This is a genomic window from Leisingera sp. ANG59, assembly GCF_013317235.1.
In the GTDB taxonomy this organism is placed as follows: Bacteria; Pseudomonadota; Alphaproteobacteria; order Rhodobacterales; family Rhodobacteraceae; genus Leisingera.
Genome location: NZ_WLCM01000037.1, coordinates 1 through 23669 on the forward strand (window position 1 = coordinate 1; position 23669 = coordinate 23669).

General features: G+C 60.3%; 28 protein-coding genes and 2 tRNA genes. 11 read left to right on the top strand and 19 right to left on the bottom strand.

Annotated features, from left to right (window positions below; translation table 11 throughout):
* The 9 genes from GKC28_RS26930 to GKC28_RS21250 form a co-directional block, all read right to left on the bottom strand.
* Window positions 1-175, bottom strand: a 175-nt coding sequence (locus tag GKC28_RS26930) for a transposase (protein WP_217434166.1), incomplete at its 3' end; no start/stop codon positions are given.
* Between the two features lie 69 nt (window positions 176-244).
* Entirely contained in the window at window positions 245-400 is a 156-nt protein-coding gene (locus GKC28_RS21215) for a hypothetical protein (RefSeq protein ID WP_254604337.1), read from the bottom strand.
* A gap of 518 nt (window positions 401-918) precedes the next feature.
* Complete coding sequence (locus tag GKC28_RS21220; RefSeq protein ID WP_174148990.1) at window positions 919-5427, bottom strand: hypothetical protein; 4509 nt, start codon at window positions 5425-5427, stop codon at window positions 919-921.
* Between the two features lie 1503 nt (window positions 5428-6930).
* A tRNA-Phe gene (locus GKC28_RS21225) sits at window positions 6931-7005 on the bottom strand.
* Between the two features lie 81 nt (window positions 7006-7086).
* Window positions 7087-7290: a DNA gyrase inhibitor YacG gene (locus GKC28_RS21230; protein ID WP_174148991.1), complete on the bottom strand. Its 204-nt coding sequence runs from the start codon at window positions 7288-7290 to the stop codon at window positions 7087-7089.
* Window positions 7287-8309, bottom strand: coding sequence for a ribonuclease E/G (locus GKC28_RS21235; RefSeq protein WP_174148992.1), 1023 nt, complete (start codon window positions 8307-8309; stop codon window positions 7287-7289). Before GKC28_RS21235 ends, GKC28_RS21230 begins: the two co-directional genes overlap by 4 nt.
* Window positions 8306-8887, bottom strand: a complete 582-nt coding sequence (locus tag GKC28_RS21240) for a nucleoside triphosphate pyrophosphatase (protein WP_174148993.1) — start codon at window positions 8885-8887, stop codon at window positions 8306-8308. Before GKC28_RS21240 ends, GKC28_RS21235 begins: the two co-directional genes overlap by 4 nt.
* 178 nt (window positions 8888-9065) lie before the next feature.
* Window positions 9066-9284, bottom strand: coding sequence for a translation initiation factor IF-1 (gene infA / locus GKC28_RS21245; protein WP_005978431.1), 219 nt, complete (start codon window positions 9282-9284; stop codon window positions 9066-9068).
* Between the two features lie 83 nt (window positions 9285-9367).
* On the bottom strand, window positions 9368-10246 hold the full coding sequence (locus tag GKC28_RS21250) for a carbon-nitrogen hydrolase family protein (RefSeq protein ID WP_174148994.1): 879 nt from the start codon (window positions 10244-10246) through the stop codon (window positions 9368-9370).
* A gap of 254 nt (window positions 10247-10500) precedes the next feature.
* Here GKC28_RS21250 and GKC28_RS21255 point away from each other — a divergent pair, with 254 nt between their 5' ends.
* The 3 genes from GKC28_RS21255 (at window position 10501) to GKC28_RS21265 (ending at window position 11420) form a co-directional block, all read left to right on the top strand.
* Entirely contained in the window at window positions 10501-10812 is a 312-nt protein-coding gene (locus GKC28_RS21255) for a hypothetical protein (RefSeq protein ID WP_174148995.1), read from the top strand.
* A 66-nt stretch (window positions 10813-10878) separates the two neighbouring features.
* Window positions 10879-11166 carry a hypothetical protein gene (locus tag GKC28_RS21260; RefSeq protein ID WP_174148996.1) on the top strand — a complete coding sequence of 96 codons (288 nt, stop codon included), beginning with the start codon at window positions 10879-10881 and terminating at the stop codon, window positions 11164-11166.
* A 35-nt stretch (window positions 11167-11201) separates the two neighbouring features.
* Window positions 11202-11420: a hypothetical protein gene (locus GKC28_RS21265; RefSeq protein WP_174148997.1), complete on the top strand. Its 219-nt coding sequence runs from the start codon at window positions 11202-11204 to the stop codon at window positions 11418-11420.
* A 37-nt stretch (window positions 11421-11457) separates the two neighbouring features.
* Here the strand turns inward: GKC28_RS21265 and GKC28_RS21270 are convergent, their stop codons facing one another.
* From GKC28_RS21270 to GKC28_RS21285, 4 genes are read right to left on the bottom strand one after another with little or no spacing between them, the layout of a single operon-like run.
* On the bottom strand, window positions 11458-12045 hold the full coding sequence (locus GKC28_RS21270; protein ID WP_174148998.1) for a GNAT family N-acetyltransferase: 588 nt from the start codon (window positions 12043-12045) through the stop codon (window positions 11458-11460).
* A complete protein-coding gene (locus tag GKC28_RS21275) occupies window positions 12042-12440 on the bottom strand; it encodes a ketosteroid isomerase-related protein (RefSeq protein WP_174148999.1) in 399 nt (132 codons plus the stop codon). The genes GKC28_RS21270 and GKC28_RS21275 overlap by 4 nt, the downstream gene beginning before the upstream one ends.
* On the bottom strand, window positions 12437-12895 hold the full coding sequence (locus GKC28_RS21280) for a low molecular weight phosphatase family protein (protein WP_019295067.1): 459 nt from the start codon (window positions 12893-12895) through the stop codon (window positions 12437-12439). The genes GKC28_RS21275 and GKC28_RS21280 overlap by 4 nt, the downstream gene beginning before the upstream one ends.
* A 3-nt stretch (window positions 12896-12898) precedes the next feature.
* A complete protein-coding gene (locus GKC28_RS21285) occupies window positions 12899-13378 on the bottom strand; it encodes a UPF0262 family protein (RefSeq protein WP_174149000.1) in 480 nt (159 codons plus the stop codon).
* Window positions 13379-13538: 160 nt separating this feature from the next.
* Here GKC28_RS21285 and GKC28_RS21290 point away from each other — a divergent pair, with 160 nt between their 5' ends.
* A complete protein-coding gene (locus tag GKC28_RS21290; RefSeq protein ID WP_174149001.1) occupies window positions 13539-14297 on the top strand; it encodes an SDR family oxidoreductase in 759 nt (252 codons plus the stop codon).
* Window positions 14298-14378: 81 nt separating this feature from the next.
* Here GKC28_RS21290 and hisD read toward each other — a convergent pair whose 3' ends face one another.
* From hisD to GKC28_RS21315, 5 genes are all read right to left on the bottom strand, one after another.
* Window positions 14379-15680: a histidinol dehydrogenase gene (hisD, locus tag GKC28_RS21295; protein ID WP_174149002.1), complete on the bottom strand. Its 1302-nt coding sequence runs from the start codon at window positions 15678-15680 to the stop codon at window positions 14379-14381.
* Window positions 15681-15791: 111 nt separating this feature from the next.
* The gene (locus GKC28_RS21300) at window positions 15792-16316 is read right to left on the bottom strand and encodes a GNAT family N-acetyltransferase (protein ID WP_174149003.1); all 525 of its coding nucleotides are present in this window, start codon (window positions 16314-16316) and stop codon (window positions 15792-15794) included.
* A gap of 3 nt (window positions 16317-16319) precedes the next feature.
* Window positions 16320-16796 (bottom strand): DUF2948 family protein, encoded by a 477-nt coding sequence (locus tag GKC28_RS21305; protein WP_174149004.1) that lies wholly within the window; start codon window positions 16794-16796, stop codon window positions 16320-16322.
* Window positions 16796-18064: a UDP-N-acetylglucosamine 1-carboxyvinyltransferase gene (gene murA / locus GKC28_RS21310; protein ID WP_174149005.1), complete on the bottom strand. Its 1269-nt coding sequence runs from the start codon at window positions 18062-18064 to the stop codon at window positions 16796-16798. Before murA ends, GKC28_RS21305 begins: the two co-directional genes overlap by 1 nt.
* 6 nt (window positions 18065-18070) lie before the next feature.
* Entirely contained in the window at window positions 18071-18226 is a 156-nt protein-coding gene (locus GKC28_RS21315; protein WP_019295060.1) for a hypothetical protein, read from the bottom strand.
* A gap of 85 nt (window positions 18227-18311) precedes the next feature.
* Between GKC28_RS21315 and GKC28_RS21320 the strand changes: the two genes are divergently transcribed.
* Window positions 18312-18386, top strand: a tRNA-Thr gene (locus GKC28_RS21320).
* Here the strand turns inward: GKC28_RS21320 and GKC28_RS21325 are convergent.
* A complete protein-coding gene (locus GKC28_RS21325; RefSeq protein ID WP_174149006.1) occupies window positions 18387-18863 on the bottom strand; it encodes a hypothetical protein in 477 nt (158 codons plus the stop codon).
* Window positions 18864-18972: 109 nt separating this feature from the next.
* On the opposite strand from GKC28_RS21325, the gene napE reads away from it, so the two are divergent.
* The 6 genes from napE to GKC28_RS21355 are packed head-to-tail and all read left to right on the top strand — an operon-like array spanning window position 18973 to window position 23567.
* Complete coding sequence (gene napE / locus GKC28_RS21330; RefSeq protein ID WP_065268982.1) at window positions 18973-19122, top strand: periplasmic nitrate reductase, NapE protein; 150 nt, start codon at window positions 18973-18975, stop codon at window positions 19120-19122.
* A 12-nt stretch (window positions 19123-19134) separates the two neighbouring features.
* Window positions 19135-19650 (top strand): ferredoxin-type protein NapF, encoded by a 516-nt coding sequence (locus GKC28_RS21335; RefSeq protein ID WP_174149007.1) that lies wholly within the window; start codon window positions 19135-19137, stop codon window positions 19648-19650.
* Window positions 19647-19925, top strand: a complete 279-nt coding sequence (locus tag GKC28_RS21340) for a chaperone NapD (protein ID WP_174149008.1) — start codon at window positions 19647-19649, stop codon at window positions 19923-19925. The genes GKC28_RS21335 and GKC28_RS21340 overlap by 4 nt, the downstream gene beginning before the upstream one ends.
* Window positions 19922-22420, top strand: a complete 2499-nt coding sequence (gene napA, locus GKC28_RS21345; RefSeq protein WP_174149009.1) for a nitrate reductase catalytic subunit NapA — start codon at window positions 19922-19924, stop codon at window positions 22418-22420. The genes GKC28_RS21340 and napA overlap by 4 nt, the downstream gene beginning before the upstream one ends.
* Before the next feature lie 8 nt (window positions 22421-22428).
* Complete coding sequence (locus GKC28_RS21350) at window positions 22429-22899, top strand: nitrate reductase cytochrome c-type subunit (RefSeq protein WP_174149010.1); 471 nt, start codon at window positions 22429-22431, stop codon at window positions 22897-22899.
* A complete protein-coding gene (locus tag GKC28_RS21355) occupies window positions 22899-23567 on the top strand; it encodes a cytochrome c3 family protein (protein ID WP_174149011.1) in 669 nt (222 codons plus the stop codon). Before GKC28_RS21350 ends, GKC28_RS21355 begins: the two co-directional genes overlap by 1 nt.
* Window positions 23568-23669: the final 102 nt, after the last annotated feature.

A 23669-nucleotide genomic window follows, 5' to 3' on the forward strand; every position in this document is an offset into this window, starting at 1 on the left:
CATAGATCTGCTGCCGCCTGATCTCGTGGCGCTGTGCGACCTGCGACACGGTCGCGCCGTTCTCCCCGACCGAAAGCACAATCGCCAACTTCTCGTCGTCACTCCAGCGGCGCCGACGCTCCAAGCCAAGAATTTCGCCCCGCACAGCTGCCTCCCTCCCTGTAGGAGACGTCATTAAAGACGTCTTTATGGACGTCTCTTAGCAATCTCCGGCACACACGAGCAGGCGGTTCAAATCGGGCGGTTACCGCTCTTCGCTGAGATGTTCGTCCAACTCGGTGCTCAGCGCACGTTCCGCAAGCGCCTTGGTCAGTTCGGAAAGAATGCCCTCCTTGCCGAAAAGGTCGCCGGGCGAACGCCCTTCCATCAGCCGGTCCAACAGGTCTTTGTCTATGCTCATACGTGGGTCTCCTCAAAATTGAGCTACCACGCCAGGGCACAAAACTCAGGATAGTCCCACATTCACGAGCAGAATTAACACCACCGCAGAGCGATCTCCATCCCGGCACTGGACAGGCCATTCCTGCGGAAGGCTACCCGGAATCAAAAGGCGCTTTCGTCCACTCACCGCCTATGGCCCAGTTCGGTTTTGCTGTGGAATGCACTAACGGCCGCTGTTCCTTCTACACTGCAGCGAGAGGTCTTGCGCTATCGCGGCGAAATTTGCGCTGTGTGCGGTTGCAGCGAAAAATCGCCCCTTCCGCAATTGGCTCTTGCTGCCCACACTGACTTCCGCAGCGAAGACTCCATAAACCGCCCGGCACGAGCGATCGCAAACGGGACCTTCCAGCCGTTCGCTGCGAGTGCGAAATACCGGAAAAGAACGGCTGCCTCAGGTCTGACCGGGCGAAAAGCAGACTTTCGCTGCGCTCGTAAGAGCATCGAGATTTGATGATGTTGGGTACCGGATTTCTCGCGCTAAGTGTCCCGCACCCAGTTGAGTGATTTCCAGTTCTTTCCATTGCGCCAAATAGCTGCTTCAAACCTTGGGCGTTGAGCCAGTTCATTGTCGCTGTTGGGCCAAGCACTTCGTTCCGCAATGAACAACCAAACCGGCTCTAAATCTTGTGTAGCGAGATATTCATCTAAAACACCGGCATCGATAACTACGCCCGATTGGTGGTCCTCTCCGCTCCTGAAAACTCTAAATACTTCCTCACCACTTTCGTGCATCCAGCTTCGATAATCTTCCGATTTGTTCGTTAGCCCGAGTTCTTCCGCGAACCATCGTTGAGGAAGGTAAGTCGATAGACCATCTGGAAGGGTTTTATCCAGGTGGCTCTCCCATTGGTAGCTCGCCACAGGAATAGCAATTGGGCAATCGTCTGGCGTCTTCCAGATGTCGTCCGTTAACTTTGTGCTCTCCCAAGTATCGCGCCAGAATGCTTCGCCTATGAATGGCCCGTCTACATACTCAGTTGGCTTGAAGCTCCAAACGTCGATTTCTTGTCGGTTTTGCAGATGGCTGGCCAGACCTTCACCCTTGCCACTGGGTACCAACACACATTGAAAGAAGCGAAATTCCTCCATCCTGGTATTGTGACGGCTGCGGCCGGTTTCCTCATAAGAGTTCCGGTCATGCACATGGTCATAGAGAACAACCCATTCACGCCCATCGGGACTGTGACGGTGGACGATATCCACCGCCGATGCTGCCGGGTCATATTGTAAGGGCCAGTCTAGCAATTCTGCCTCAGAGACCTCTGGCAGTTCAATCTTGGGCTCGATGATCCATACATCTTCGTCCGACTGATCCCTTACCAAGCATGGGTTATTGGGCAAAATCGTCGGTTCCAAGTTGCGTCGGAAATCATGGTGGCTGTGCCGATAAAGGGTGGGACCACTCCCCCAGCCTTGAATAGACCAAAAATTGTCAGCCAGCCGGGCTTGGAGTTCGTCCAGCGCAATGCGTTGGTATTTTTTGCCAATTCTCTCTAGGTCATTTTCGTGCCGAGAGTACCCGCCGCCGTGGCCATCTCTTGGGAAGAGGTCCTTAGTCCAGCCTAGCTCATATGCACGTTTCGTGATCCACCACCGGCATTGTTGGATGCTAACGTGTTCATAGTCTTCATGGCTTTTTCCATCCCTGAAGTATTCTAAAGACAACCTGTAGCATTCATCCTTCGTAAGTAGGTTTTCTACGTCTTCACGTAGGACGTTCTGACGTGCTTTGAACTCATCACGTGCTTTATCAGCGGCTTCTATGTCTTCCTTTTGCTCAATAGCCCAAAAGACCATCTGGCTAGAGATACGTCTCGATTCCTCATAAGCTTCCAGTGCATCAATACGATCTTGTCGGCCAGCAATGACTTCATCGTAGCAAGCTTGCTTCAGTTCGTCCTTGGACTTCGGTGCTGGTTCAGACAGCGGTGTAGTTAGGAAGTCTCGCACACGACCAGGAATGCTGTACTTTCCATAGTCTCCCCACTCAGAACCCGCCGAACAGAAAATTTGGTCACAGCCGCTGGCTTTGGCAATGTTCTCAACCTCTGCTTTGGTCAATCCGAACTGCGGAGGTTCAGTTGAAAAGGGATGATAGCATCTGCCCAGAACAACAGACGGCCCGGTCGATCCATGGAACTCAGCAAGTTCGATAATCCCAAGCGCATAATCTCGGGCAAGCAGGGCTACCGGCGGTTCCCCCGATGCGAATACGGCATCATACACAAGCTGCGAATAATTCTGTAGTCGGTCAGTTACGGGATCATTGCAACACGCTCCAAATGCCGCAGCATACAGTCTTTCGATGATATACGGGTCGTTGCAGTCTCTCATATTTTGCGAGACTGTTTCGAATGCACCGCCATGCTTCAAGAACAATGCTGTCAGGGCCTTTGTGGCACGATCCCGCAGCGTCATGTGCGAAGATGAAAGTGACCAAGCTAGGACGATTGCGGCTAGTTCAACATGTTGCGGGTCTGTATTTTCGTCAGCCGATGAAAGCGACCAGGAAACGATGCGATCGATCTGGCTAAATTCTTCTCTGGAAGAGTAGTTGATCCACTGTGTCCAATAGCTGTCACGCTCAGCGAGTGAAAATCTGTTCAGATGATCGTGGAGCCGACTGGCGTTGTAAGGATGGTCGCCCGTCATTGAAACTTCGAGCAATAGCCCAAGAGTTTCCACCCAGCCAGAATCCAAGCTGTTCAGAAGCGTTCGGGTGTCTTCACCAAATGCATCAAGCCGACGCCACTTGAAGCTCTCTGCAAACGCAGGCTGGAACGGGTGGCCCTGTGACCAGTGTTTTTCCCAATCGGGCAACGATAATACGAACTCCGCACCTACTCGTTCGGGATAGATGGTTGAAAGAGCTGCAATCAAACCCGCGAACTCATAGCGCACCGCTCTACCAAGTTCGTTGTCATAAAACAAAAAACACAGCGGTCCTGATGGGGCAAACACGCTACCAGGATCATCCTCTGAGCTTTTCGCCAAGACTTTGTCCACCAGTGCGTCCGCCATAAGAAAATCCTGAAAGCGCTGGAAAGAAAATCGCACCAGTTCAGACGGTGGGCAAAGAGGGTTGTCGTCTTCGCTGTAAGGCGGCGGATCACGACGAAAGAGGTTGGTCTGTATGAAGACTTCTAACCACGTCTTTCCTTCTGGTGCAGACCGATTGCCAATGAACTTCGCGATTATTGCATTGGCGCTATCGACAGTAAGGAAATCCTGCCCATCTTCGGCCATTTGCATTGAAATAGCGCCGACAAGTCGTTTGAGCGCTCTTGATAGTTCAGTTGATGTAGCGGATTGCAAACCCATCCGAGCGCTGAAGCTATCCAGATACAACGCCATCAATTGAGACACACCGTGCAAACCGCGAGGAAACTCTGTAGCGCCCTTGGCCGCAAGGGCTTCGCTAGTGCTTTTCAAAAAAAGCGGGTTGGAGAACTCGGGTGATAGCCATGGCGTATTCGGTCGAGAAATGCCCTTCTTATCGAGGTATTGGATAGCTGCCCGCTCCCTCTCCTCAGGGGTAGAAAAGCCTTGGATATGATACTGGGGTAAACTTGCACGCAGTGCTTCGGGGATCGCGTACTCAGCGTACACATCACGGCAGGAAAATACGGCAGCCACGAACGGGTAAGACCGAATCGAAGCAACTATGCTCGGCAACCAGTGTTTCCAGTATTGGGCACCGACCCCTTCATTGATTGCATCGAACAGAATTAGAGTTCGTGTTCCTAAGCGCTCCCCAACTGCGTTGAGTGATCCTAGAATTTCATCAGCGGTATTGCCGCTTATCCCTAGCAGTTGTCCAAGCTGGCTCCAGAAAGGGGCGTCACCCAAGTCTTGGCCCAGTATTAGGATTGTCTGCAACTCTTGCTCCACCCGCCGTGAAGCGACTTGACCGAGAACGTGAGACTTTCCGGACCCCGCCTCTCCCAATACGAGAGCACATTGTCTGGCTTCAGCGACAAGCCCATTGCCAGTAAAGGTGCTTTCGATTTCATATGCTGCCGATGCAAGACTTTTGAGGGAACGGGATACAACTTCTACCTTGCGTTTATCCGCCTCACTCTGAGCGTCAGTGTCCAACGAATAAAATGGGCGCTGGACCTTGGATGTGTTCGAACTCAATCGGCCGGCTACATCAGCAAGTTCAGACCACCCCCATGGAGTATCTGGAAGCGATTGAACCACGGCTTTCGAGTGCGTCAGCTTCTCCCAATCTGATTGCATCGCCTGCAATTTGTCTTGGTCCGGGACAATATCAGTTGTGGAAAATTCGATATTTGGGACCCGGCTTTTAAACAAACCATCAATGGCATTTTTCAGTGTTCTTCGTGTCGCAGGACCCCGAACAATAGCATCGAACAAGCTTTCGATGGACACTTCCACATGGTCATCGGGATTGAACCGGTCATCCAATTTCAAAGCCGCTGTTGTAACTTGGTTCTGAAACCACCGACTGTCTAGAACCTCTTCGCCAAACCAATGAGCGCGAAGCGGTCCGTTTCCAACTTCCATAAGCTTGTCGGTGAGCGCCGTTGCCCCCCACAGTTCGAAGTCCAACGTAATCGATAGCTTTGCGGCCTCAGCTTTCCATTTGGCCACGCGCTCATCCCACTTCTCCTGTTGGGACTTACCTTTTGCCTTTGGCCCACGGTTAGGTGTCAGATCAAACGGCAATGCGAAGATGTACTTTACCAGCTGAGGATGCGTGGCGAGAGCCTGCGTCACAGATTTGTCCATCTGTCGCCACTGGGCGTCTTCGAGACTGCTGAAGAACTTGGATTGGTAACCGACCTTCGAACCGTCCTTGAGCAGCCACAAAGCCTCGACACCGCCGTCACCGCCTCGTCCTTCGTTCGGTTGAAATCCGGCGGCGTTGTCAAGTTTTTCCCGTCGTGCAAGCACCTTCAGGAGTGATTCAAAAGAGTCTGTTTTGCCTTGACCGAAGTCATTAATATTTTTGTAGTCCAAAATTTCGTGCCCAATACTGCCCTACAAATCACCTAGGCAGTAACTAACCCAAAGTGGTTGTAGCAAAAAGCACTCTCGAAACATTGGAATTGGCCGCTTTCAAGCAGCCCATTGCTTAAACCTTAGCTCGAAAAGCGCATGCTGCAGCGCAAAAACGCGCGGCCACCTCAGAGTCTGCTTTGGACCGGCCTGTCATGATGCTCCAGGGAAGGCCGTTGCCGACTAATGGCCGGAGAGGGCTCACTGCCGTCATGCGGCGGCACAGCACCGAGAAACCAGCACCAGCCTGCCCTAGGTCGGCCGTGATCGGCTCAAGCCAGCCCATCTGTCTTGCTACAGCAGTCCGCTGGATCGTGCCCCATCAAGCTCGCTCAAGTTCAAGCCCATCTCATGTTACCCTGAACTGCCTATGTCGGATCGGCGATGCAGCGGATCGTGGTGGGAAGCAGAGACCATGACTACCGCAAACTTACTTGCCATTTGCGCCTGTCGTGGTTCGCTTCAGGCGCATCCCCCAAGACTTGATCTGTGATCCGGCCATCCTGCCCCTCAGAAAAACCGGTGCAGAACTATTACGCGAGCTGATCAGGCGGCGATGCAAGCGCGGTTCCATCCGAACTATCGTAAGCGGCGTCTGGAGGGTACCGGCCTTTCAACTTGACGGCTGAAAACTCCAGGGGAGGAGTTCGCCGAGCCTGCTGGCAGGGTGACCTGCAGCGATGGCTTGGAGGGTGGCCTTGAGGTACCCAGACTGTGCCTCAGCGGAAACATGGGTGATGTCGGCTTTCCGTTCCAATGGTAGCGGTCCGAAGATCGGTCCCTCCGCTGAGGCTGTTCTTGAAATAGCTAGAGACGTAAAAAATATAACCTATGCAGCGCTAAGGAGCAGAGCAGGAAGGCCCGGCCCTTTGAGACCGAAGGGGGTCCGATGCACACATCGCCCGCACCTGTTTCGAATCAGCATTCCCTAAACTTAAATCCGAAACATTCTGCAGACGATTTCCACCGCTCACCTAATTAGGCCTCTGTTTTTAAATCGGTTGCCCTGACGGACCAAGGCGAATCGGAACACGCCAGCTATTAGGAGCACGCGCGTGCCAAGGCGCCAGTCACACCTGAAATGGCCAGGTTTTGCGCCGCCCTATGGCCGAAAATTGCTCCATCATTGACAGCAATTGAGAACGTATATGTGCACGCGCGTACGCGCGCGCCTTGGGATGAAAAACTCCCGTGCCAGCAGTTCCATGAGAACTTCTGTCTGTTGTAGCAAGCGGATACGCCAAGGCACTCAAACTCTTAACACCTACTAGGAAGTCGAAGAGGCGACAGAACGGAGCCCTGTGTCCTGAACTGAAAACGAAAAAAGGTCGAAGTAAGAACACTGAAACGTAAAACTGAAATTGGGCAACGTGGTGGGAGAAGAAACAGGGTGTATACACAGGTGGATAGAAAAGGTCGTTCTTCTCGTAAGCGCTTGTGTTTCAACAGTTCTGCTTGAAAGAATGGTGCCCGGGGGCGGAATCGAACCACCGACACGAGGATTTTCAATCCACTGCTCTACCCCTGAGCTACCCGGGCACGGGAAGGCTGATCGCCTTGGGTGGGGGCCTTCTATGCCGAGGACACGGCGGTGTCCAGAGGGTTTTTCAAAGAAAATCGCTAATGGCGGGTTTGGTGCGGTTTTTCTTCTGATGCTTGCGCGCGTTCCGTTTCTTCCAAAGCGTTTTCAATGTCTTCCGGGTCCTGGCTGGGCACCGAATAGGCGCCGGTCAGCCATTTCCCGAGGTCGATATCGGCACAGCGCTTGGAACAGAAGGGCCGGTAGGTCTTCTGCGATTCCCCGCCGCAGATCGGACAGCTCATTTCAGCACCTCCTTCAGCAGCGGGCGGCCGCGTTTGCGCTGCAATTCGTAGTGGCCGAGGTTGGTCCAGCCGGCCAGAACGGTTTCCTCGGAGTCGGCCTTAAAGGCCGACCGCAGCGCGGTTTCAAACCCGCGCCGGTCCTTCTTGGGCATCGGTGCCAGGTCCAGAACGATCTGGCCGCCCAGGCCGCGCACCCGCAAGGCGCGGGGCAGGGCCCTGGCGGCGGCCATATTGGCTTTGACGCCTGCCGCCAGCGACACGTCCGACCCGGTGTTCACATCCACCGCCACCAGGGCGCGGGTCGGCTCGATGAACAGGAAGCCGCCGCCTGGCAGCGGTTCGCGGATGCCCTGCGCTGTGTCCAGCGCATCCAGCACGCCGAGACGCTCGAACCCGCCGGGGGCGCGCTCCACATCCGCAGGCTCCACCCAATCGCGCCAGGCCAGCAGATGCGGGGTGTCGCCTTCGGCGAGGACTTCAGCCTCGGAACCGTCATCCTGCATCACTTGCGCTGCCATTGCCGCCATGGCGGCTACATCCTCGGCGATGTCCGCGCTGTCCGCACCGGCGCAGGCAGAGCGCAGGATCAGGCCGTAACCTGACTCGCCCATTTCCTCATGCGCAATTTCCAGCAGCCGGTCGCGCTCATCCTCGTCGCGGATGCTTCGGGAGATGTTCAGTCCCGGTGCCTCTGGCGTGACAATGGCATAGCGGCTCTTGAACAGGAGCTTTTGGGTCACCGGAATGGCCTTGCCGGGCTCGGCATAGCCGGACACCTGCACCAGGATCATCTGGCCCGGTGCCAGGCCCTTGACCTGGCGCAGGAAGGCGGGCCCGTCGGGGGTGGTCAGGAACATGCCGCCTTGGCCCTTGACCGGCCGGTCGGCGCGGGCGCGGTAGATGGTGCCGGGGGCAGGGGCGTCGCTTTCGATCAGGATATCCTCCAGCTTGCCGCCCACCATCAGCGCGGCGGCTTCGCGGTCCTGGATGTGGTCAAGGATGATGGTGCGGCCCTTCATGCGGCGGCCTCCTGATACAGCGGCAGCCCGGCGGCGCGCAGCAGGTTTGCAGTTTCAGACAGCGGCAGCCCGACGATGCCGGTGAAGGAGCCGCTGATCCACGGAATGAAGGCGCCCGCCGGTCCCTGGATGGCGTAGGCGCCGGCCTTGCCCTCCCAGTCTCCGGTGGCGAGATAGGCGTTCAGCTCCTCGTCAGAGAGGTTTTTCATCTTCACCTGGCTGACCACGTCCTTTTCCCAGACCCGGTCCCCGCGGCGCACGGCAACGGCGGTGATCACCCGGTGGCGGCGGCCGGAGAGGGCCAGCAGGAACTCCGCCGCCTCGCCCGCGTCGCGCGGCTTGCCCAGGATGCGGCGGCCGAGGGCGACGGTGGTGTCCGCACAGAGCACAACATCCTCTATCCCTGCAGAAACGGCCTGGGTTTTCTCCCGTGTTACCCTGGTGCAATAGGCGCGCGGCAGCTCGCCCTTCTGCGGCGTTTCGTCAATCTCCGGCGGGCGCACCTCGTCCGGATGCGCGCCCAGCTGCGCCAGCAACTGCAGCCGCCGGGGGCTGCCAGATCCAAGGATAAATGCCATGCCGTGGCCCTCTTACCGGTTTGCGCCTGTCATACGGCGAAAACTGGCAGCGTGAAAAGAGCAGTGCGCCCTTTCATCTTTCCAGAAATATTCCCGCCGGAGGCAGCGGCCTCCAGGCCGCCTCAAAACAAAAGCCCGGCAGAGCGCCGGGCCTTGGTATTTCTTCCAGATCAAACGCTTACTTGAAGCGGTAGTTGATCCGGCCCTTGGTCAGGTCATAGGGGGTCATTTCCACCTGGACCTTGTCGCCAGCCAGAACACGGATGCGGTTCTTGCGCATCTTGCCTGCCGTATGCGCGATGATCTCATGGCCGTTCTCAAGCTCGACCCGAAACGTCGCGTTAGGCAGGAGTTCCTTCACGACACCGGGAAATTCGAGCGTATCTTCCTTGGCCATGTTGTCTCCATCATTGGGTTAACCCGCAAACTGCGGGACGTGCGCTTAAATGGGGTCATTTTCCCAATAATTCAAGGGCTCAATCAGGAAAGATCCGCCTTTGCGACCGATTTTACCCGCGGTAATTGCTCCTCCCAGTGGAGCCGGTTCAGCACGCCGCCATCGGCCCGTACGTGGGCAATGGCCTCCAGGTCGGCCTCGCCATAGGTCCAGCCCGGCTGGTTCAGTGAGCCTTCGGCCAGAACGCCGGTTCCGGGGAAGCCCTTGTCCGGCGGGCCGAAAATGCCGCCTGTGCCGGTGTTCATGTCAACCGCTTCGGACCATTCATTGGCCCCGGTGATAGAGGCCATGGCGGTCACGCATTGGTTTTCCAGCGCCCGCGACATTGCGCCGATGCGCACACGCCAGTATCCGGCCAGCGCCTCGGTGCAGGAGGGAACGAGAATCACGTCCGTCTCCGCCAGCGCGCGGCCCAGAAGCGGGAACTCGCTGTCATAGCAGATCAACACCCCGATTCTGCCCAGTGCAGTGTCGAAGATTTTCAGCGGGCCGCCGCCCCTGATACCCCAGTCCTCGCGCTCGAACCGGGTCATGATCTGCTTGTCCTGGTGGTCCCTCTTGCCAGCCGGCGTGTAGAACTCTGCCCGGTTCACCGTTCTGTCCAGCCCGCTGTTCACCGGGGCGGAGGCGCCCAGGATATGCACCCCGTATTCCGCGGCCAGTTTCAGGTGCAGCGCGGCCGCATCCTCCATCTTCTCCGATACCGAATGGATCGACTGCTCCAGATCGCCGGCAACCGCAGCCCCGTCCAGTGTCGACAGCTCCATCGCGCCGTATTCGGGAAACACCAGCAGCTCGGCGCCGTTTCCGGCAGCTTCCGCCACCCAGGCGGCCAGCTTGTCTTCATACTGCGCCCAGCTGTCGAGCCAGTCGAGCGGGTAGGCGGCGGTGGCGATTTTCATGCGGTCTCTCCGGCAGTCAGCAGTGGCAGTCCGTTGCGGTCATTCTGCAGGATTGCCCGGTACAGACGCTCTTCGCAAGGCCGTGCGGCAGTCCGGTTTCAGCTGCTGCCGGGCACGCCGGGAAAAATTCAAAAAGAACGCCCATTTTTACAACGGAAACAGCCGTATGCTGGGTTTCATCTTGGTGCTGCCCGGCAATTTGGCCATTCTCGCAGGCAGCAGATCATTTGATTTATTGAAAAAGGACCACTCCCTTGGCAACCAAGCTTGATGACAGGAACCTGAAGGGCGTTATTGCCGACATCTCGAAAAAGGGCTTCCGCACCAAATTCTGGCGCGAATACCGCGCCGGCGCCTGCAGGGGCAGCGGCGTCGGCAAATACATGGATCTGCTGGAGAAACTGGGTGTGCCACCATCAGGTGACCCGGCCAAGGCGGATCTGGATAACATGCCGGAAATCGTTCAGGCCTTCAGCATGCTGGCCAACGCGATCCTGAAGGCGCGCGGCAAATGCGGCAAGCTGCAATCCCACAGCCGCGACCTGTGCCTGGCCTATGCCAAGTAGATCGAAAAACGTGAGAACGCGGCGGCAGAGCTGGCCCGCAATGGGTTCAAGATCAAACAGCAGTAGATGAAAGAGCAGCTGAAGCGCGAAAAGGCCAATGAGGAAACCGACAAGCATCTGGCCAAGCTCAAGAAAGAGCATGAAGAAACCCGCAAGCTGATCATCAAGGAAATCAGGGCGGCTGAGGTGCGCGCCAAGAAAATCGAAGCCGCCTGCCTCGACATCTCCAAGGACGTGAACGCCGCGCTGGACAAGCTGGAAGCGATCAAAAGGCTTGGAAGTCCGCCTATCACAAGGAGGGCGCGGACCGCTCCAAGATCCAAGCGCAGGCCGACAAGGGCATCCGCGATCTGACCAAGGCCTACAAGATCGACGCCCACGCAAAGAACGTGAAAGGCGCCCTGCCCAAACTGTTCAAGGAGCTGGCCGAGAACTACAAGCAGTTCAAGCAAGAGGACTATAACAAGAAGGAGTATGTTGCTGCCGGCAGGGCGGTGACGGCAGCCAAGCGCACCTTCGATGACGCCCGCGATTCCGTAAAGCTTTATGCCGCCCAGCAGAAAATCGCGCTGGAGGAAGTCCAGGCCGCGCGCCCCGAAGGCGTGTGACCAAACAAAACAGGCACCTGCTTAGGCGCCTGTTTTTTCACAGATCCCGGATCCAGAACTGCAGCGGTTTGCGGGTCTCTTCCGCCTGATCCACGTCCTTCCAGGAGAAATGCGCGATGGCACCGTCCAGCGGGGCATAGCCGCGCTTGCGCCAGAACGGATCCAGCGGCGCGTAATCCGCGGGCCGCAGCGGGTGGTCCGCCGGGCGCTGCACGCCGCAAAAGGCGGTTTTCTTGAACCCGTGCTTGCGGGCATGGGCTTCGCGCGCGTCAAAGAACCCGTGGCCGACGCCATGGCCGCGGTACTCCGGCAGCAGCACGGATTCGGCGCAGTAGAAGACGTCGTTCAGATCGACGCCGGTGCCCTCAAAGGCGGCCGGGAAGTCATCCGCATGGTCGGACAGCGGCGCGCCGGTGGAGGCGCCCACCAGGGCATCCCCGTCAAAGGCGCCGACCACCACGGCGCGGGTGCTGTCGCGGTAGCTTTGCAGATACTCGCGCTCATACCCCAGGTCGCCGTCATACAGATACGGCCAGGCGCGGAACACCTTGATCCGCAGGCGCGCCACATCGTCCAGCGCGGCCTCCAGCGCCGCGCCGGTCATCGCTTCGACCCGGATGGTCATCTGGCGGAAACCTGGGCGATCCAGTCCGCCAGGTTGTAATAGGTGGTGACGCGGGAAATCTTGCCGTCCTTCAGCTCAAAGAACGACCCGCCCGGCAGGCGGTAGGTCTGGCCTTCGGCTTCCGGCAGGCCTTCGTCGGTCACCAGGTAGGTGCCATTGACGATGAACTCCGCCGCGGCGCGGCTGCCGTCCTCGCTAGAAAAGATCACCATATCGGTCAGCTCTTCCTTGTAGCAGCGGCTCATATGGGCGCAGAATTCTGCGAATTTCTCCTTGCCCACGCGGATTTTGCCCTCATTGACGTGATGGGCAATCTGCTCGTCCAGGCAGTCCAGCATGGTGTCCGTGTCGCCGGCGTTGAAGGCTGCGAAATAGCGCGCGATGGTGTCGGTCATGTTCTCTCCGTCGGTTCACCCCAGCGGTTTTTCAGGTGCTGGATGATTTGATCCCGTGTTTGCCGGTAGATATCTAGCTTGGCCTGACGCGTCTCGCCGAGCCCTGTAGGGTCCATAATCGGCCAATATTCGACATCGAGGTGAAAAAAACGGGTGAGTTCCAGCGCCCGGCGCTGGCTGGCGGGCGACAGCGCCACCACCAGGTCAAAGGACGACAGGTCATCGCCCCAGCGCTCCATCTCGTCGAATGAGCGCGACCGGTGCCGTGACAGCTCAACGTCGATCTCCTGGCAGACCGCGATGGAAAAGCCGTCGATCTCCATGTCGTTCTTGACCCCGGCGGACTGCACATAGGTGCCGGTGCCGTAGAATTTCTTCATAATGCCTTCCGCCATCGGAGAGCGGACCGAATTGTGGTCGCAACAGAACAGAACGGACTGCGGCAGCTCCTCCACGCGTCAGCCTCCGAAGTGCAGAACGCAGATCAGGGTGAACAGGCGGCGGGCAGTGTCGGTGTCGACCTCGGCCTTGCCTTCCAGCCGCTCCTGCAGCACCCGGCTGCCTTCGTTGTGGATACCGCGCCTTGCCATGTCGATGGTTTCGATCTGGCTCGGCGGCAGGGTCTTCACCGCGGTGAAATAGCTCTCGCAGATCTGGTAGTAATCCTTGACCACCTGCCGGAAGGGCGACAGCGACAGGTGAAACTCCGCGGCCTTCTCACCGGCCTCGGTATTGATGTCAAAGACCAGCCGCTTGTCGCGGATCGCCAGCCCCAGGTGGTAGGGGCCGGCCGGGATATCGCGGTCCTCCCGCTGCGGCAGGGCAAAGCTGTTGTCCTCGATCAGGTCATAGATCGCCACCTTGCGCTCCTGCTCGATCTCAGGCGTCGGGGGCGGCAGGTTGCGGTCGTCCAGTTCGATATGGCTGATGCGGCTCATTGGTCTTTGTCTCTGATATGCGCAGGGGCGTCCGGCCATGAGTATCGCACCGCTCCGCTTGGGGCAATGCAGCAGCGGGCGTCAATCTCCTGCCCGTTTGCGGCAGTGCTTGACAGGCCACGCCCCCGCGACCAGCCTGCCGCCAGCAGGAGACAGCGAAATGACATCCCTTGAACAGTTTTCCCTCCATGGCCGCCGCGCGCTGGTGACCGGCTCCACCGATGGTCTTGGCTTCGCCGCGGCCCGCCTTCTGGCAGAGGCCGGGGCTGAGGTCTGGGTCAACGGACGCAGCCAAGAGCGGGTGGATGCTGCGCTCGCCCGGATGCCCGGCACCGCCCGCCCGCTGGTGCTGGACATCGCGGATGAAAGCGCCGCTATGGTAGCAATGGCAGAGATCGCACAGGATGGCGGGCTGGAGATCCTGGTCAACAACGTCGGCCAGCGCGACCGGCGCAGCCTGCCCGAATTCACCCGTGCCGATCTGCAATCGCTGTGGGAGGTCGACCTGGTCTCGCCCTTCCGCCTGTCCCAGCTTGCCGCCGGGCAAATGGTACCCAAGGGCTGGGGCCGCATCATCAATATCTCGTCGATTGCCGGCCTCATCGCACAATCCGGCGACGCGGCCTATACCACCGCCAAGGCCGGTATCAACGGCATGACCCGCGCGCTGGCAGCAGAGCTCGGCCCCAAGGGCATCACCGTCAACGCCATAGCTCCGGGATTTTTCAAGACCGCGCCCAATATGGCCGCAGCCGCGGATCCAGCGATTGCGGCGAAGCTCAAGGCTGCCACCGCGCTGGGCCGTTGGGGCGATCCGGAAGAGCTTGCGCCAGCGATTTTGTTCCTCGCGTCACCGGCGGCGTCTTACATCACCGGGCAAGTGCTGGCCGTGGATGGCGGATACACTGCGCACTACTAAGCGTGCTCAGTTCTTCTTCTTGCCCCAAATATCCCGGGGTGAATGCGCGGCACGCGCAGAGGGGCAGCGCCCCTCGCTCCCTTACCCGTTCAGCGCATCCAGACGTGCAGTCACGGACAGACCATGCGCTTCCAGGCTTTCGCTTTTTGCCAGCACCTCGGCTGCCGGGCCGATGGCGCGCAGCGAATCCGGGGTCATCTGGCTCAGCGTGGTACGCTTGAGGAAATCCATCACCGACAGGCCGGAAGAGAACCGGGCGGAGCGCGCCGTCGGCAGCACGTGGTTCGGGCCGCCAACGTAGTCCCCGATTGCCTCGGGGGTGTACTGACCAAGAAAGATTGCGCCGGCATGAACTGTCTTTTCGCTGAGGGCAACCGGATCGGCAACGCACAGCTCCAGGTGCTCCGGCGCAATGCGGTTCGACAGCGCTGCCGCTTCATCCAGGTCCCGCACGGTGATCACAGCACCGAAGTCTTTCCAGGACTTACCGGCAATGGTGCGGCGCTCAAGCGTTTCCAGACGCTTTTCCACCGCCTCAGCCACCGCACGGCCAAAGGCTTCGTCATCTGTGATAAGGATCGACTGGGCGCTTTCGTCGTGTTCGGCCTGGCTCATCAGGTCCAGCGCAATCCAGTCCGGATTGTTGTCCTTGTCTCCGATCACCAGGATTTCCGAAGGGCCCGCAATCATGTCAATGCCGACCTTGCCGAAAACCCGCCGCTTGGCAGCGGCGACAAAGGCGTTGCCGGGGCCGGTGATCTTGTCCACCGGCGCGATGCTTTCGGTGCCGTAGGCCAGCGCCGCGACCGCCTGCGCACCGCCCACGCGGTAAATCTCGTCTACGCCCGAGACCCTGGCTGCCAGCAGCACCAGCGGGTTGATCTGCCCGTCAGGGGCCGGCACTGTAATGGCCAGCCGCTGCACACCCGCAACCTTGGCGGGGATCGCGTTCATCAGCACCGAGGACGGGTAGGAGGCCAGCCCGCCCGGCACATAAAGACCGGCGGCTGAGACCGCCGACCAGCGCCAGCCCAGCGTTGCGCCGCTCTCATCCGTCCACTGCGCGTCTTCGGGCATCTGGCGCGCATGGTAGGCGCGGATGCGTTCCGCTGCCAGTTCCAGGGCCTCGCGTTCCTGTGCCGGAACATCGGCGATTGCTGCATCCACCTCGGCCTCGGTGAAACGCAGCTGCGCCGGCTCCAGTTCCAGCCGGTCGAATTTCGCCGTGAGTTCCACCAGCGCCGCGTCGCCGCGGGCGCGGACATCGGCAATGATCCCGGCCACGATAGAGTCCACATCCGGGCTGTCCTCGCGCTTGGCGCCCAGAAGGGCTGTGAAGGACTGTTCAAAACCGGCATCAGAGGTGTTCAGAAACTGCGGCATCGGGATCTCCTTTGGCCCCCGCATATCCGCAAGGGCGCAGAGCCTCAAGATTTATGCGTGAAGCCGGTGCAATTGGACGCAATTGAAGCGCGCGGTTAGCGGCCCCTGATGCTAGCGCAGGCCGCAGCTCAGGCGCTTGAGCATCGCAATGCAGGGCGTGCCGCAGCATCCGCCGCCGGCCGCGGCCTCCCGCCAGCCGTGTTTGCGGTAGAAATCCAGCGCCGTTCGGGTGGCGTTCAGGCGGCCTTCGCTGTGGCCGCTCCGCAGCAGCTCCGCCTCCAGATGGTCCAGCATGGCGGCGCCGGTGCCCCGGCCGGCGGCGGCAGGGGCAACACACAGAAGGGAGATGGTGCCATCCGGGTTCAGGCCGCCCACAGCTGCGGCCTCGCTGCCGCGTTCCGCCAGCCAGTAGCGCCCCGGACCGCCGATCCAGCTGCGGATATGCTCTGGAGTCTTGTTGGCGGTCCACTCCGCGATCCGGGCGGCATCGCCGCCGTGGCCGGCCTGGCACAGATCGCGGATCGAAGCGAGGAGAACCCGGCTCATGGCAAAGACGTCAAACACCGAGGCGGCACGGATTTCCACCGCAGCCGCCGGGGCGGCAAAGGCCTGGGAAATGCCGCGCTTGTTCTGCATGGCTCAGGCGCCATGGTCCGGCGCCTGGCCGGATGGTGCCCGGTAGGGCCGTGTGACATCACGCAGGGACACTTCCAGCGCCTCCACTGACAGGCGCACCGCACCATCGCCGGCGAGGGTCAGCAAGACATGGCCCGCACCGTCATCCCCCGGCTCGAAAGTGACAGAGAGCAGCGACAGAATCAGGTCCTTGTCCTTGCGGTCGACGCCCTGCGAGGAAACCCCCAGCACATTGTCGATCACCAGCAGCGACTGCACCCGCTCGTAAGCCCGGCCGCGGCGCTCCGCCGCGTCGCGGTCCTCCCAGCGGAACCGGTTCACCAGCAGCGCAAAGCGGCGCTCGGCGGCGCGCCAGCTCATTTCGGTCACCGGAAACACCGCATCCTGCAGCAGCGAGGACAGCACCTTGAGGTCCTCTTCCTCTAATGCGCCCAGGTTCAGCGGCGCCTCGCGGCCGTCCTCGAAACTTGCATCCGCCATCACTGCTCCTTGATCCGCTCGATTTTGGCACCGACTCCGGACAGTTTGCGCACCACATGCTCATAGCCGCGGTCCAGGTGGTAGACCCGGCTCACCCGGGTTTCGCCTTCTGCCGCCAGGCCCGCCAGAATCAGCGAGACAGAAGCCCGAAGGTCCGTCGCCATCACCGGGGCGCCTTTCAGCTTCTCGACACCAGTCACAGTGGCATGGCCGCCATGCACCTCGATCTGCGCGCCCATGCGCACCAGTTCCGGCGCGTGCATGAAGCGGTTCTCAAAGATCTTCTCTTCCAGCACCGAAGTACCCTCAGCGGTGCACATCAGCGCCATCATCTGGGCCTGCAGGTCGGTCGGGAAGCCCGGGAAAGGTTCGGTCACCACGTCCACCGCGCGCACCCTGCCGTTCTTGCGGCTGACGGTCAGGCTGTTTTTGCCCTCAGAGATCTCGATGCCGGCCGCTTCCAGCTTGGCGCAGAAGCTTTCCAGCAGGCTGCGGCGGCCGCCCAGCAGCTCCACTTCGCCGCCGCAGATCGCGGGGGCCAGCATATAGGTGCCCAGCTCGATCCGGTCGGTCACCACCTGATGAGTCGCGCCATGCAGACGGTCGACGCCCTGGATGGCGATGTCAGGAGAGCCGTCGCCGTCGATCTGGGCGCCCATCTTGCGCAGGCAGTCGGCGAGATCGACGATCTCCGGCTCGCGCGCGGCGTTCCTGATAACCGTGGTGCCCTTGGCGAGCGTGGCTGCCATCATGATGTTCTCGGTTGCCCCGACAGAGGCAAAGCTCAGCTCCACCACGGCGCCTTTCAGGCCGTTGGGCGCCTTGGCGTGCAGATAACCGTCCTTCAGCTCGATCTCGGCACCCAGGGCCTCCAGCCCGTGAATATGCAGATCCATCGGCCGGGCGCCGATGGCGCAGCCGCCGGGCAGCGAGACGACCGCCTGGCCCAGACGCGCCAGCATCGGACCGAGCACCAGATTCGAGGCGCGCATTTTGCGGACGATATCATAGTCGGCGACGTGGCTGGTCAGGTCATGGCTCGACATCGCCAGAACCTGCCCGTCCTGCAGGCTGGAGACTTCGGCGCCCAGGGACTGCAGCAGCAGCGTCATTGTCTTGATGTCGCTCAGCCGCGGCGCGTTGGTCAGCGTCAGCGGCTCCTCGCTCAGCAGCGTTGCCGGCATCAGGGTGAGGCAGGCGTTCTTGGCGCCGGCAATCGGGATCTGCCCGTTCAGCGGGCCGTTGCCCGTTACCAGAATCGAATCCATCTCAGATTATTCTCCGCTCTTGCCCGTATCCTGGTCCTGCTTGTCCGCCCGCGCCTTGGCCTGTGCCTTGCGCCGGGCCATGTTCGCCTTGAGCGCCGCCTTCAGTCGGTCTTCGCGCGATGCTGCGGAACCGTCGTTTTTAGGTGATTTCTTCTCTGCCATAAGACTTCTGTAACTTAGTGCGAAAAAACCGTCCAGAATGCTCTTGCACCCCCCTGCGTTTATGCCTAAAAGCCCCCTCACCGGCGCTGCTGTAGCTCAGAGGTAGAGCACTCCCTTGGTAAGGGAGAGGTCGAGAGTTCAATTCTCTCCAGCAGCACCATTAATCCCTGAAATTGCTGAATGATTTCGCCCTTGGCGGCATCGCGCATGGTTCCGGTTCCGGGCTGTTTTTCTGCGTTTTGCAGCCCCGGCCGGGGGAGTTGAGCGGCAAGCCCGGAATACCGGAACAGCCTGCGGCCCGCGAATCGGTTGTATGCCCGCAAGGCGCGTTGCTTTGTGGGGGGGCTGAGGGGCCGGCGCCCAAAAACGCCCTGCAACGGCCCAAGGAAAACAGGTATAAATCGCGATGCAGATGGAAGCTGCGGGGCAGGCCGCCTGCCGGCGCATTGCAGCTTTCCGAATCGGCAGCTTGACGATCCTGCACGGCTTGCGGTGCGTCAGTTTCACTTTTTGAATATTTATCATTTTCAAACCAGCAGCCTGCGAAATGATTCAGATCAAGGTGGCGGCTGCAGCACTTTCCCATGGTGGCGCTGGCAGAGCTGAGGCCGGCCAGGCGAAAAGGTGGATCTGACATCAGTGTTAGCACCCACTCCTTGCCGCCGGTCAGCCTGCCGCCGGTTGCACAGCAGGCGCGGTCAGGCCGCAAACCTATTGTGTGAAAATAACAGCCAAGGAGGACTCATATGTCCGAACAGCCAACCAAAGCCGAAGAGAGGAACACCTTTCTGTTCCTTGCAGTGGTCCTGGCGCCGGTTCTGGCAGTGGGAATCGTCGGCGGATACGGCCTGATCATCTGGATCTCGCAGATCTTCCTGGGACCGCCTACAGGTTAAGGGCCCAGGCACATGCCAGCATATGCCAGCACAGCCCCCTCGCGGCGCGCCTTCCTGACCGGAAGAGTAGCCCGCCCGGATCCGGAATTCCGCCCGCCCTGGACCGTTGAGGCCCGGGTGCAGGCGTATTGCAGCCGTTGCAATGCCTGCGTGGACAGCTGTCCTGAGAACATCATCGAGTTTGACAGCCGTAACCGCCCGCGGATCAATTTCCGCGGCGGCGAATGCACCTTCTGCGCCGCCTGCGCCGAAGCCTGCCCGGAACCGGTGTTCGATCTGGAGCAGCCGGCGCCCTGGCCGGTCTCGGTTGAGATCACCGGCAGCTGCTTGAACACCGCCGGAATCGCCTGCCAGCTGTGCACCGACATCTGCGACCCGCGCGCCCTGCGGATGGACCTGTCGGTCCGACCGGTCGGCGCCATCCAGGTGGACGCCGGCGCCTGCACCGGCTGCGGCGCCTGCCTGTCCGCCTGCCCGAACAACGCCATCGCAATCCGCGACCCCCGCCAGCAAAGGATCCCTGCGTGATAGAAGAAATCCATATCTCCAGCCTGCTGGTGCGCTGCAACCCGGCGCAGATGGAGGCCGTTCTGGCCAGCATCCAATCCATGCCCCGCGCCGAGATTTCGCAAACCGACCCCTCGGGCAAAATTGTTGTCCTGTTCGAAGCGGACAGCGACCGGGCCATCGGCGACGCCCTGGCCAAAATTCAGCTTCTCGACGGTGTCGCCAGCGCGGCGCTTGTCTTCCATCAAACCTGCGATGCGCAGGACCTCGCCATTGAAGAAGGAGTCCCCCAATGACCGGACTTACCCGCCGTGACGCCATCAAGGCGCAGGCAGCTGCAGCCGCGGCCCTTGCCGCCGGCCTGCCGATCCCCGCGGCCGCGCAGAACCTTGTCACAGACGCAAATGTGACCGAACTGAAATGGTCCAAGGCGGCCTGCCGATTCTGCGGCACCGGCTGCTCGATCATGGTCGCCACCAAGGCTGGCCGCGTGGTCGCCACCCACGGCGACACCCAGGCCGAGGTCAACCGCGGCCTGAACTGCGTCAAGGGCTACTTCCTGTCGAAGATCATGTATGGCGCCGACCGCCTGACCACGCCGCTGCTTCGCAAGACCAACGGCGAATATGACAAGAACGGCGAATTCACCCCGGTCAGCTGGGATGAGGCCTTCGACATCATGGCCGAGAAGTGGAAGAAAACCCTGGCCGAGAAAGGCCCCGAAGGCATCGGCATGTTCGGCTCCGGCCAGTGGACCGTCTGGGAAGGCTACGCCGCCTCCAAGCTGATGAAGGCGGGCTTCCGCTCCAACAACATCGACCCGAACGCTCGCCACTGCATGGCCTCCGCGGTGGGCGGCTTTATGCGCACCTTTGGCATCGACGAGCCGATGGGCTGCTATGACGACTTCGAGAACGCCGACGCCTTCGTGCTGTGGGGCTCGAACATGGCAGAGATGCACCCGATCCTGTGGACCCGCATCTCCGACCGCCGCTTCAGCCACCCGCATGTCAAGGTGGCAGTGCTGTCGACCTTCACTCACCGCAGCTTCGATCTGGCCGACATCCCGGCGGTGTTCACCCCGCACACCGACCTGGTGATGCTGAACTACATCGCCAACTACATCATCCAGAACGGCGCGGTGAACGAGGATTTCGTGTCCAAGCACGTCAACTTCAAGCGCGGTAACCAGGACATCGGCTATGGCCTGCGTCCGGAGCATCCGCTGGAGCAGATGGCCGAGAACGCGGATAAGGCCGGCGGCGCCTCGGATATGACGTTTGAGGAATTTGCCGAGTTCGTTTCCGAATACACGCTTGAAAAAGCATCGGAAATGTCCGGTGTTCCGGCAGAGACGCTGGAGAAGATCGCCAAGCTTTACGCCGATCCGGATACCAAGGTGATGTCGCTTTGGACCATGGGCGTGAACCAGCACACCCGCGGTGTCTGGGTCAACAACATGATCTACAACATCCACCTGCTGACCGGAAAAATCTCCACCCCCGGCAACTCGCCGTTCTCACTGACCGGCCAGCCCTCGGCCTGCGGCACCGCCCGCGAAGTTGGCACCTTTGCCCACCGTCTGCCTGCCGACATGGTGGTCAAGAACCCGGAACACCGCGCCTATGCCGAAAAGATCTGGAAGCTGCCCGAAGGCACCGTGCCCGGCTGGGTCGGCGCCCACGCCGTGAAGCAGAACCGCGACCTGAAGGACGGCAAGATCAACTGCTACTGGGTGCAGGTGAACAACAACATGCAGGCCGCCCCCAACATGATGGAGGAAGGGCTGCCGGGCTACCGCAACCCCGACAACTTCATCGTGGTGTCGGACGCCTACCCGACGGTGACGGCAGAAGCCGCCGACCTGATCCTGCCCGCCGCCATGTGGGTGGAAAAGGAAGGCGCCTACGGCAACGCCGAGCGCCGCACCCAGTTCTGGTACCAGCTGGTCAACGCGCCGGGTGAATCCAAATCCGACCTGTGGCAGCTGGCGGAATTCTCCAAGCGCTTCACCACTGACGAGGTTTGGCCGGCGGAGATCCTGGACGCCAATCCGGACTACAAGGGTAAGACCCTGTTCGAGGTGCTGTTCGCCAACGGCAAGGTCGACCAGTACGAGCTGACAGAGAGGGCCCGTGAATACGGCAACCACGAATCCGAGGACTTCGGCTTCTACATCCAGAAGGGCCTGTTCGAGGAATACGCCGAATTCGGCCGCGGCAAGGCGCACGACCTGGCGCCGTTCGACACCTACCACGAGGTGCGCGGCCTGCGCTGGCCCGTGGTGGACGGCAAGGAAACCCAGTGGCGCTTCAAGGAAGGTTCCGACCCCTATGTGACCCCGGGGACCGATTTCGAATTCTACGGCAAGCCCGACGGCAAGGCGGTGATCTTTGCGCTGCCCTATGAGCCGCCGGCGGAAAGCCCGGATGCCGAATACCCGATGTGGCTGGCCACCGGCCGCGTGCTGGAGCACTGGCACTCCGGCTCGATGACCCAGCGGGTGCCCGAACTGTACCAGGCGGTGCCTGACGCGCTCTGCTACATGCACCCCGACGATGCCAAGGCGCAGGGCTTCCGGCGCGGCACCGAGGTGCGGGTGATCTCGCGGCGCGGCGAAATCCGCACCCGGGTTGAGACCCGCGGCCGCAACAAGCCGCCCAAAGGCCTGGTCTTTGTGCCCTGGTTCGATGCGCGCCGGCTGATCAACAAGGTCACGCTGGATGCCACCGATCCGATCTCGAAACAGACGGACTTCAAGAAATGCGCAGTCCGTATCGAAGCAGTGTGAGGCCCGTCATGAAACATCTCCGTCTCGCCATCCTGGCCGCACCGATCCTGCTGGCCTCGGCAGCTTTCGCCCAGAACCAGGTCGCCACGCTACGCAACACCGCGCCGCTGGGCGAGCAGGGTGAAGCCACCCAGATCCCCGGCATCGTCAACACCGACATCCGCCAGGTGCGCAACTACCCGGATCAGCCGCCGCTGATCCCGCACAAGACCGACAATTACCAGGTCGATCTGAACTCCAACAAATGCCTGACCTGCCACAGCCGCACTGCGGTGGAGGTCAGCCAGGCGCCGATGATCTCGGTCACTCACTTCATGAACCGCGAGGGCCAGACCCTCGGCGCGGTCAGCCCGCGGCGCTATTTCTGCAACCAGTGCCACGTGGTGCAGACCAACGCCCGGCCGCTGGTCGAGAATGAGTTCGTCGATGTGGACAAGGTGATCGACTATGTGAAGACACAGCAGGGCGGGGCGGACTGATGTTTGGTTTCCTGAAACGGCTCTGGTGGATCATCAGGCGGCCCAGTGCCTATTTCTCGCTCGGCTTCCTGACCATGGGCGGCTTTGTGATGGGGATCATCTTCTGGGGCGGTTTCAACACCGCTCTGGAGGTCACCAATACCGAGGCCTTCTGCACCAGCTGCCACGAAATGCGCGACAACGTGTTCGAGGAGCTGAAGCCGACGATTCACTATTCCAACCGCTCCGGCGTCCGCGCGTCCTGCCCGGACTGCCACGTGCCGCACAACTGGACCAACAAGATCGCCCGCAAGATGCAGGCCTCCAAGGAGGTCTGGGGCAAGATCTTCGGCACCATCAACACGCGGGAGAAGTTTCTGGAGCACCGGCTGGAACTGGCGCAGCACGAATGGGCACGGCTTGAGGCCAACGACAGCCTGGAATGCCGCAATTGCCACTCCGACGAGTCGATGGATATAACCCGCCAGTCCAAGCGGGCCGCGGATGCGCATGAGCGCTTCCTGTTCACCGGCGAGAAAACCTGCATCAACTGCCACAAGGGCATCGCCCACCAGCTGCCCGACATGGCCGCGGCCGAAGGCGAAGATCATGCGGGCCTGCTGGCACCGGCCCACGGCGAGGGCCTGCTGGCCAGCACCCGCAGCTACCTGGGCCTGAGCAGCGACTGACGCTGCCAGCCCCGCAAAACACGAAAAGGCCGCTGTCCAGATGGGCAGCGGCCTTTTCAGTGCCTGTTGTTGTGCCAGTGGCGCGGAAGGAAACGGTTCTGA

Bases quoted from the DNA above. Each gene is read 5' to 3' on its own strand.
- GKC28_RS21215 (WP_254604337.1), bottom strand. From the start codon at position 400: ATGAGCATAGACAAAGACCTGTTGGACCGGCTGATGGAAGGGCGTTCG.
- GKC28_RS21230 (WP_174148991.1), bottom strand. From the start codon at position 7,290: ATGAGCTGTCCGATCTGCGGCGGGGAATCGCAGAAGACCTACCGGCCC.
- GKC28_RS21235 (WP_174148992.1), bottom strand. From the start codon at position 8,309: ATGAAGGGCCGCACCATCATCCTTGACCACATCCAGGACCGCGAAGCC.
- GKC28_RS21240 (WP_174148993.1), bottom strand. From the start codon at position 8,887: ATGGCATTTATCCTTGGATCTGGCAGCCCCCGGCGGCTGCAGTTGCTG.
- infA (WP_005978431.1), bottom strand. From the start codon at position 9,284: ATGGCCAAGGAAGATACGCTCGAATTTCCCGGTGTCGTGAAGGAACTC.
- GKC28_RS21250 (WP_174148994.1), bottom strand. From the start codon at position 10,246: ATGAAAATCGCCACCGCCGCCTACCCGCTCGACTGGCTCGACAGCTGG.
- GKC28_RS21260 (WP_174148996.1), top strand. From the start codon at position 10,879: ATGAAAGAGCAGCTGAAGCGCGAAAAGGCCAATGAGGAAACCGACAAG.
- GKC28_RS21270 (WP_174148998.1), bottom strand. From the start codon at position 12,045: ATGACCATCCGGGTCGAAGCGATGACCGGCGCGGCGCTGGAGGCCGCG.
- GKC28_RS21275 (WP_174148999.1), bottom strand. From the start codon at position 12,440: ATGACCGACACCATCGCGCGCTATTTCGCAGCCTTCAACGCCGGCGAC.
- GKC28_RS21285 (WP_174149000.1), bottom strand. From the start codon at position 13,378: ATGAGCCGCATCAGCCATATCGAACTGGACGACCGCAACCTGCCGCCC.
- GKC28_RS21290 (WP_174149001.1), top strand. From the start codon at position 13,539: ATGACATCCCTTGAACAGTTTTCCCTCCATGGCCGCCGCGCGCTGGTG.
- hisD (WP_174149002.1), bottom strand. From the start codon at position 15,680: ATGCCGCAGTTTCTGAACACCTCTGATGCCGGTTTTGAACAGTCCTTC.
- GKC28_RS21300 (WP_174149003.1), bottom strand. From the start codon at position 16,316: ATGCAGAACAAGCGCGGCATTTCCCAGGCCTTTGCCGCCCCGGCGGCT.
- GKC28_RS21305 (WP_174149004.1), bottom strand. From the start codon at position 16,796: ATGGCGGATGCAAGTTTCGAGGACGGCCGCGAGGCGCCGCTGAACCTG.
- murA (WP_174149005.1), bottom strand. From the start codon at position 18,064: ATGGATTCGATTCTGGTAACGGGCAACGGCCCGCTGAACGGGCAGATC.
- GKC28_RS21315 (WP_019295060.1), bottom strand. From the start codon at position 18,226: ATGGCAGAGAAGAAATCACCTAAAAACGACGGTTCCGCAGCATCGCGC.
- GKC28_RS21325 (WP_174149006.1), bottom strand. From the start codon at position 18,863: ATGTCAGATCCACCTTTTCGCCTGGCCGGCCTCAGCTCTGCCAGCGCC.
- napE (WP_065268982.1), top strand. From the start codon at position 18,973: ATGTCCGAACAGCCAACCAAAGCCGAAGAGAGGAACACCTTTCTGTTC.
- GKC28_RS21335 (WP_174149007.1), top strand. From the start codon at position 19,135: ATGCCAGCATATGCCAGCACAGCCCCCTCGCGGCGCGCCTTCCTGACC.
- napA (WP_174149009.1), top strand. From the start codon at position 19,922: ATGACCGGACTTACCCGCCGTGACGCCATCAAGGCGCAGGCAGCTGCA.
- GKC28_RS21350 (WP_174149010.1), top strand. From the start codon at position 22,429: ATGAAACATCTCCGTCTCGCCATCCTGGCCGCACCGATCCTGCTGGCC.
- GKC28_RS21355 (WP_174149011.1), top strand. From the start codon at position 22,899: ATGTTTGGTTTCCTGAAACGGCTCTGGTGGATCATCAGGCGGCCCAGT.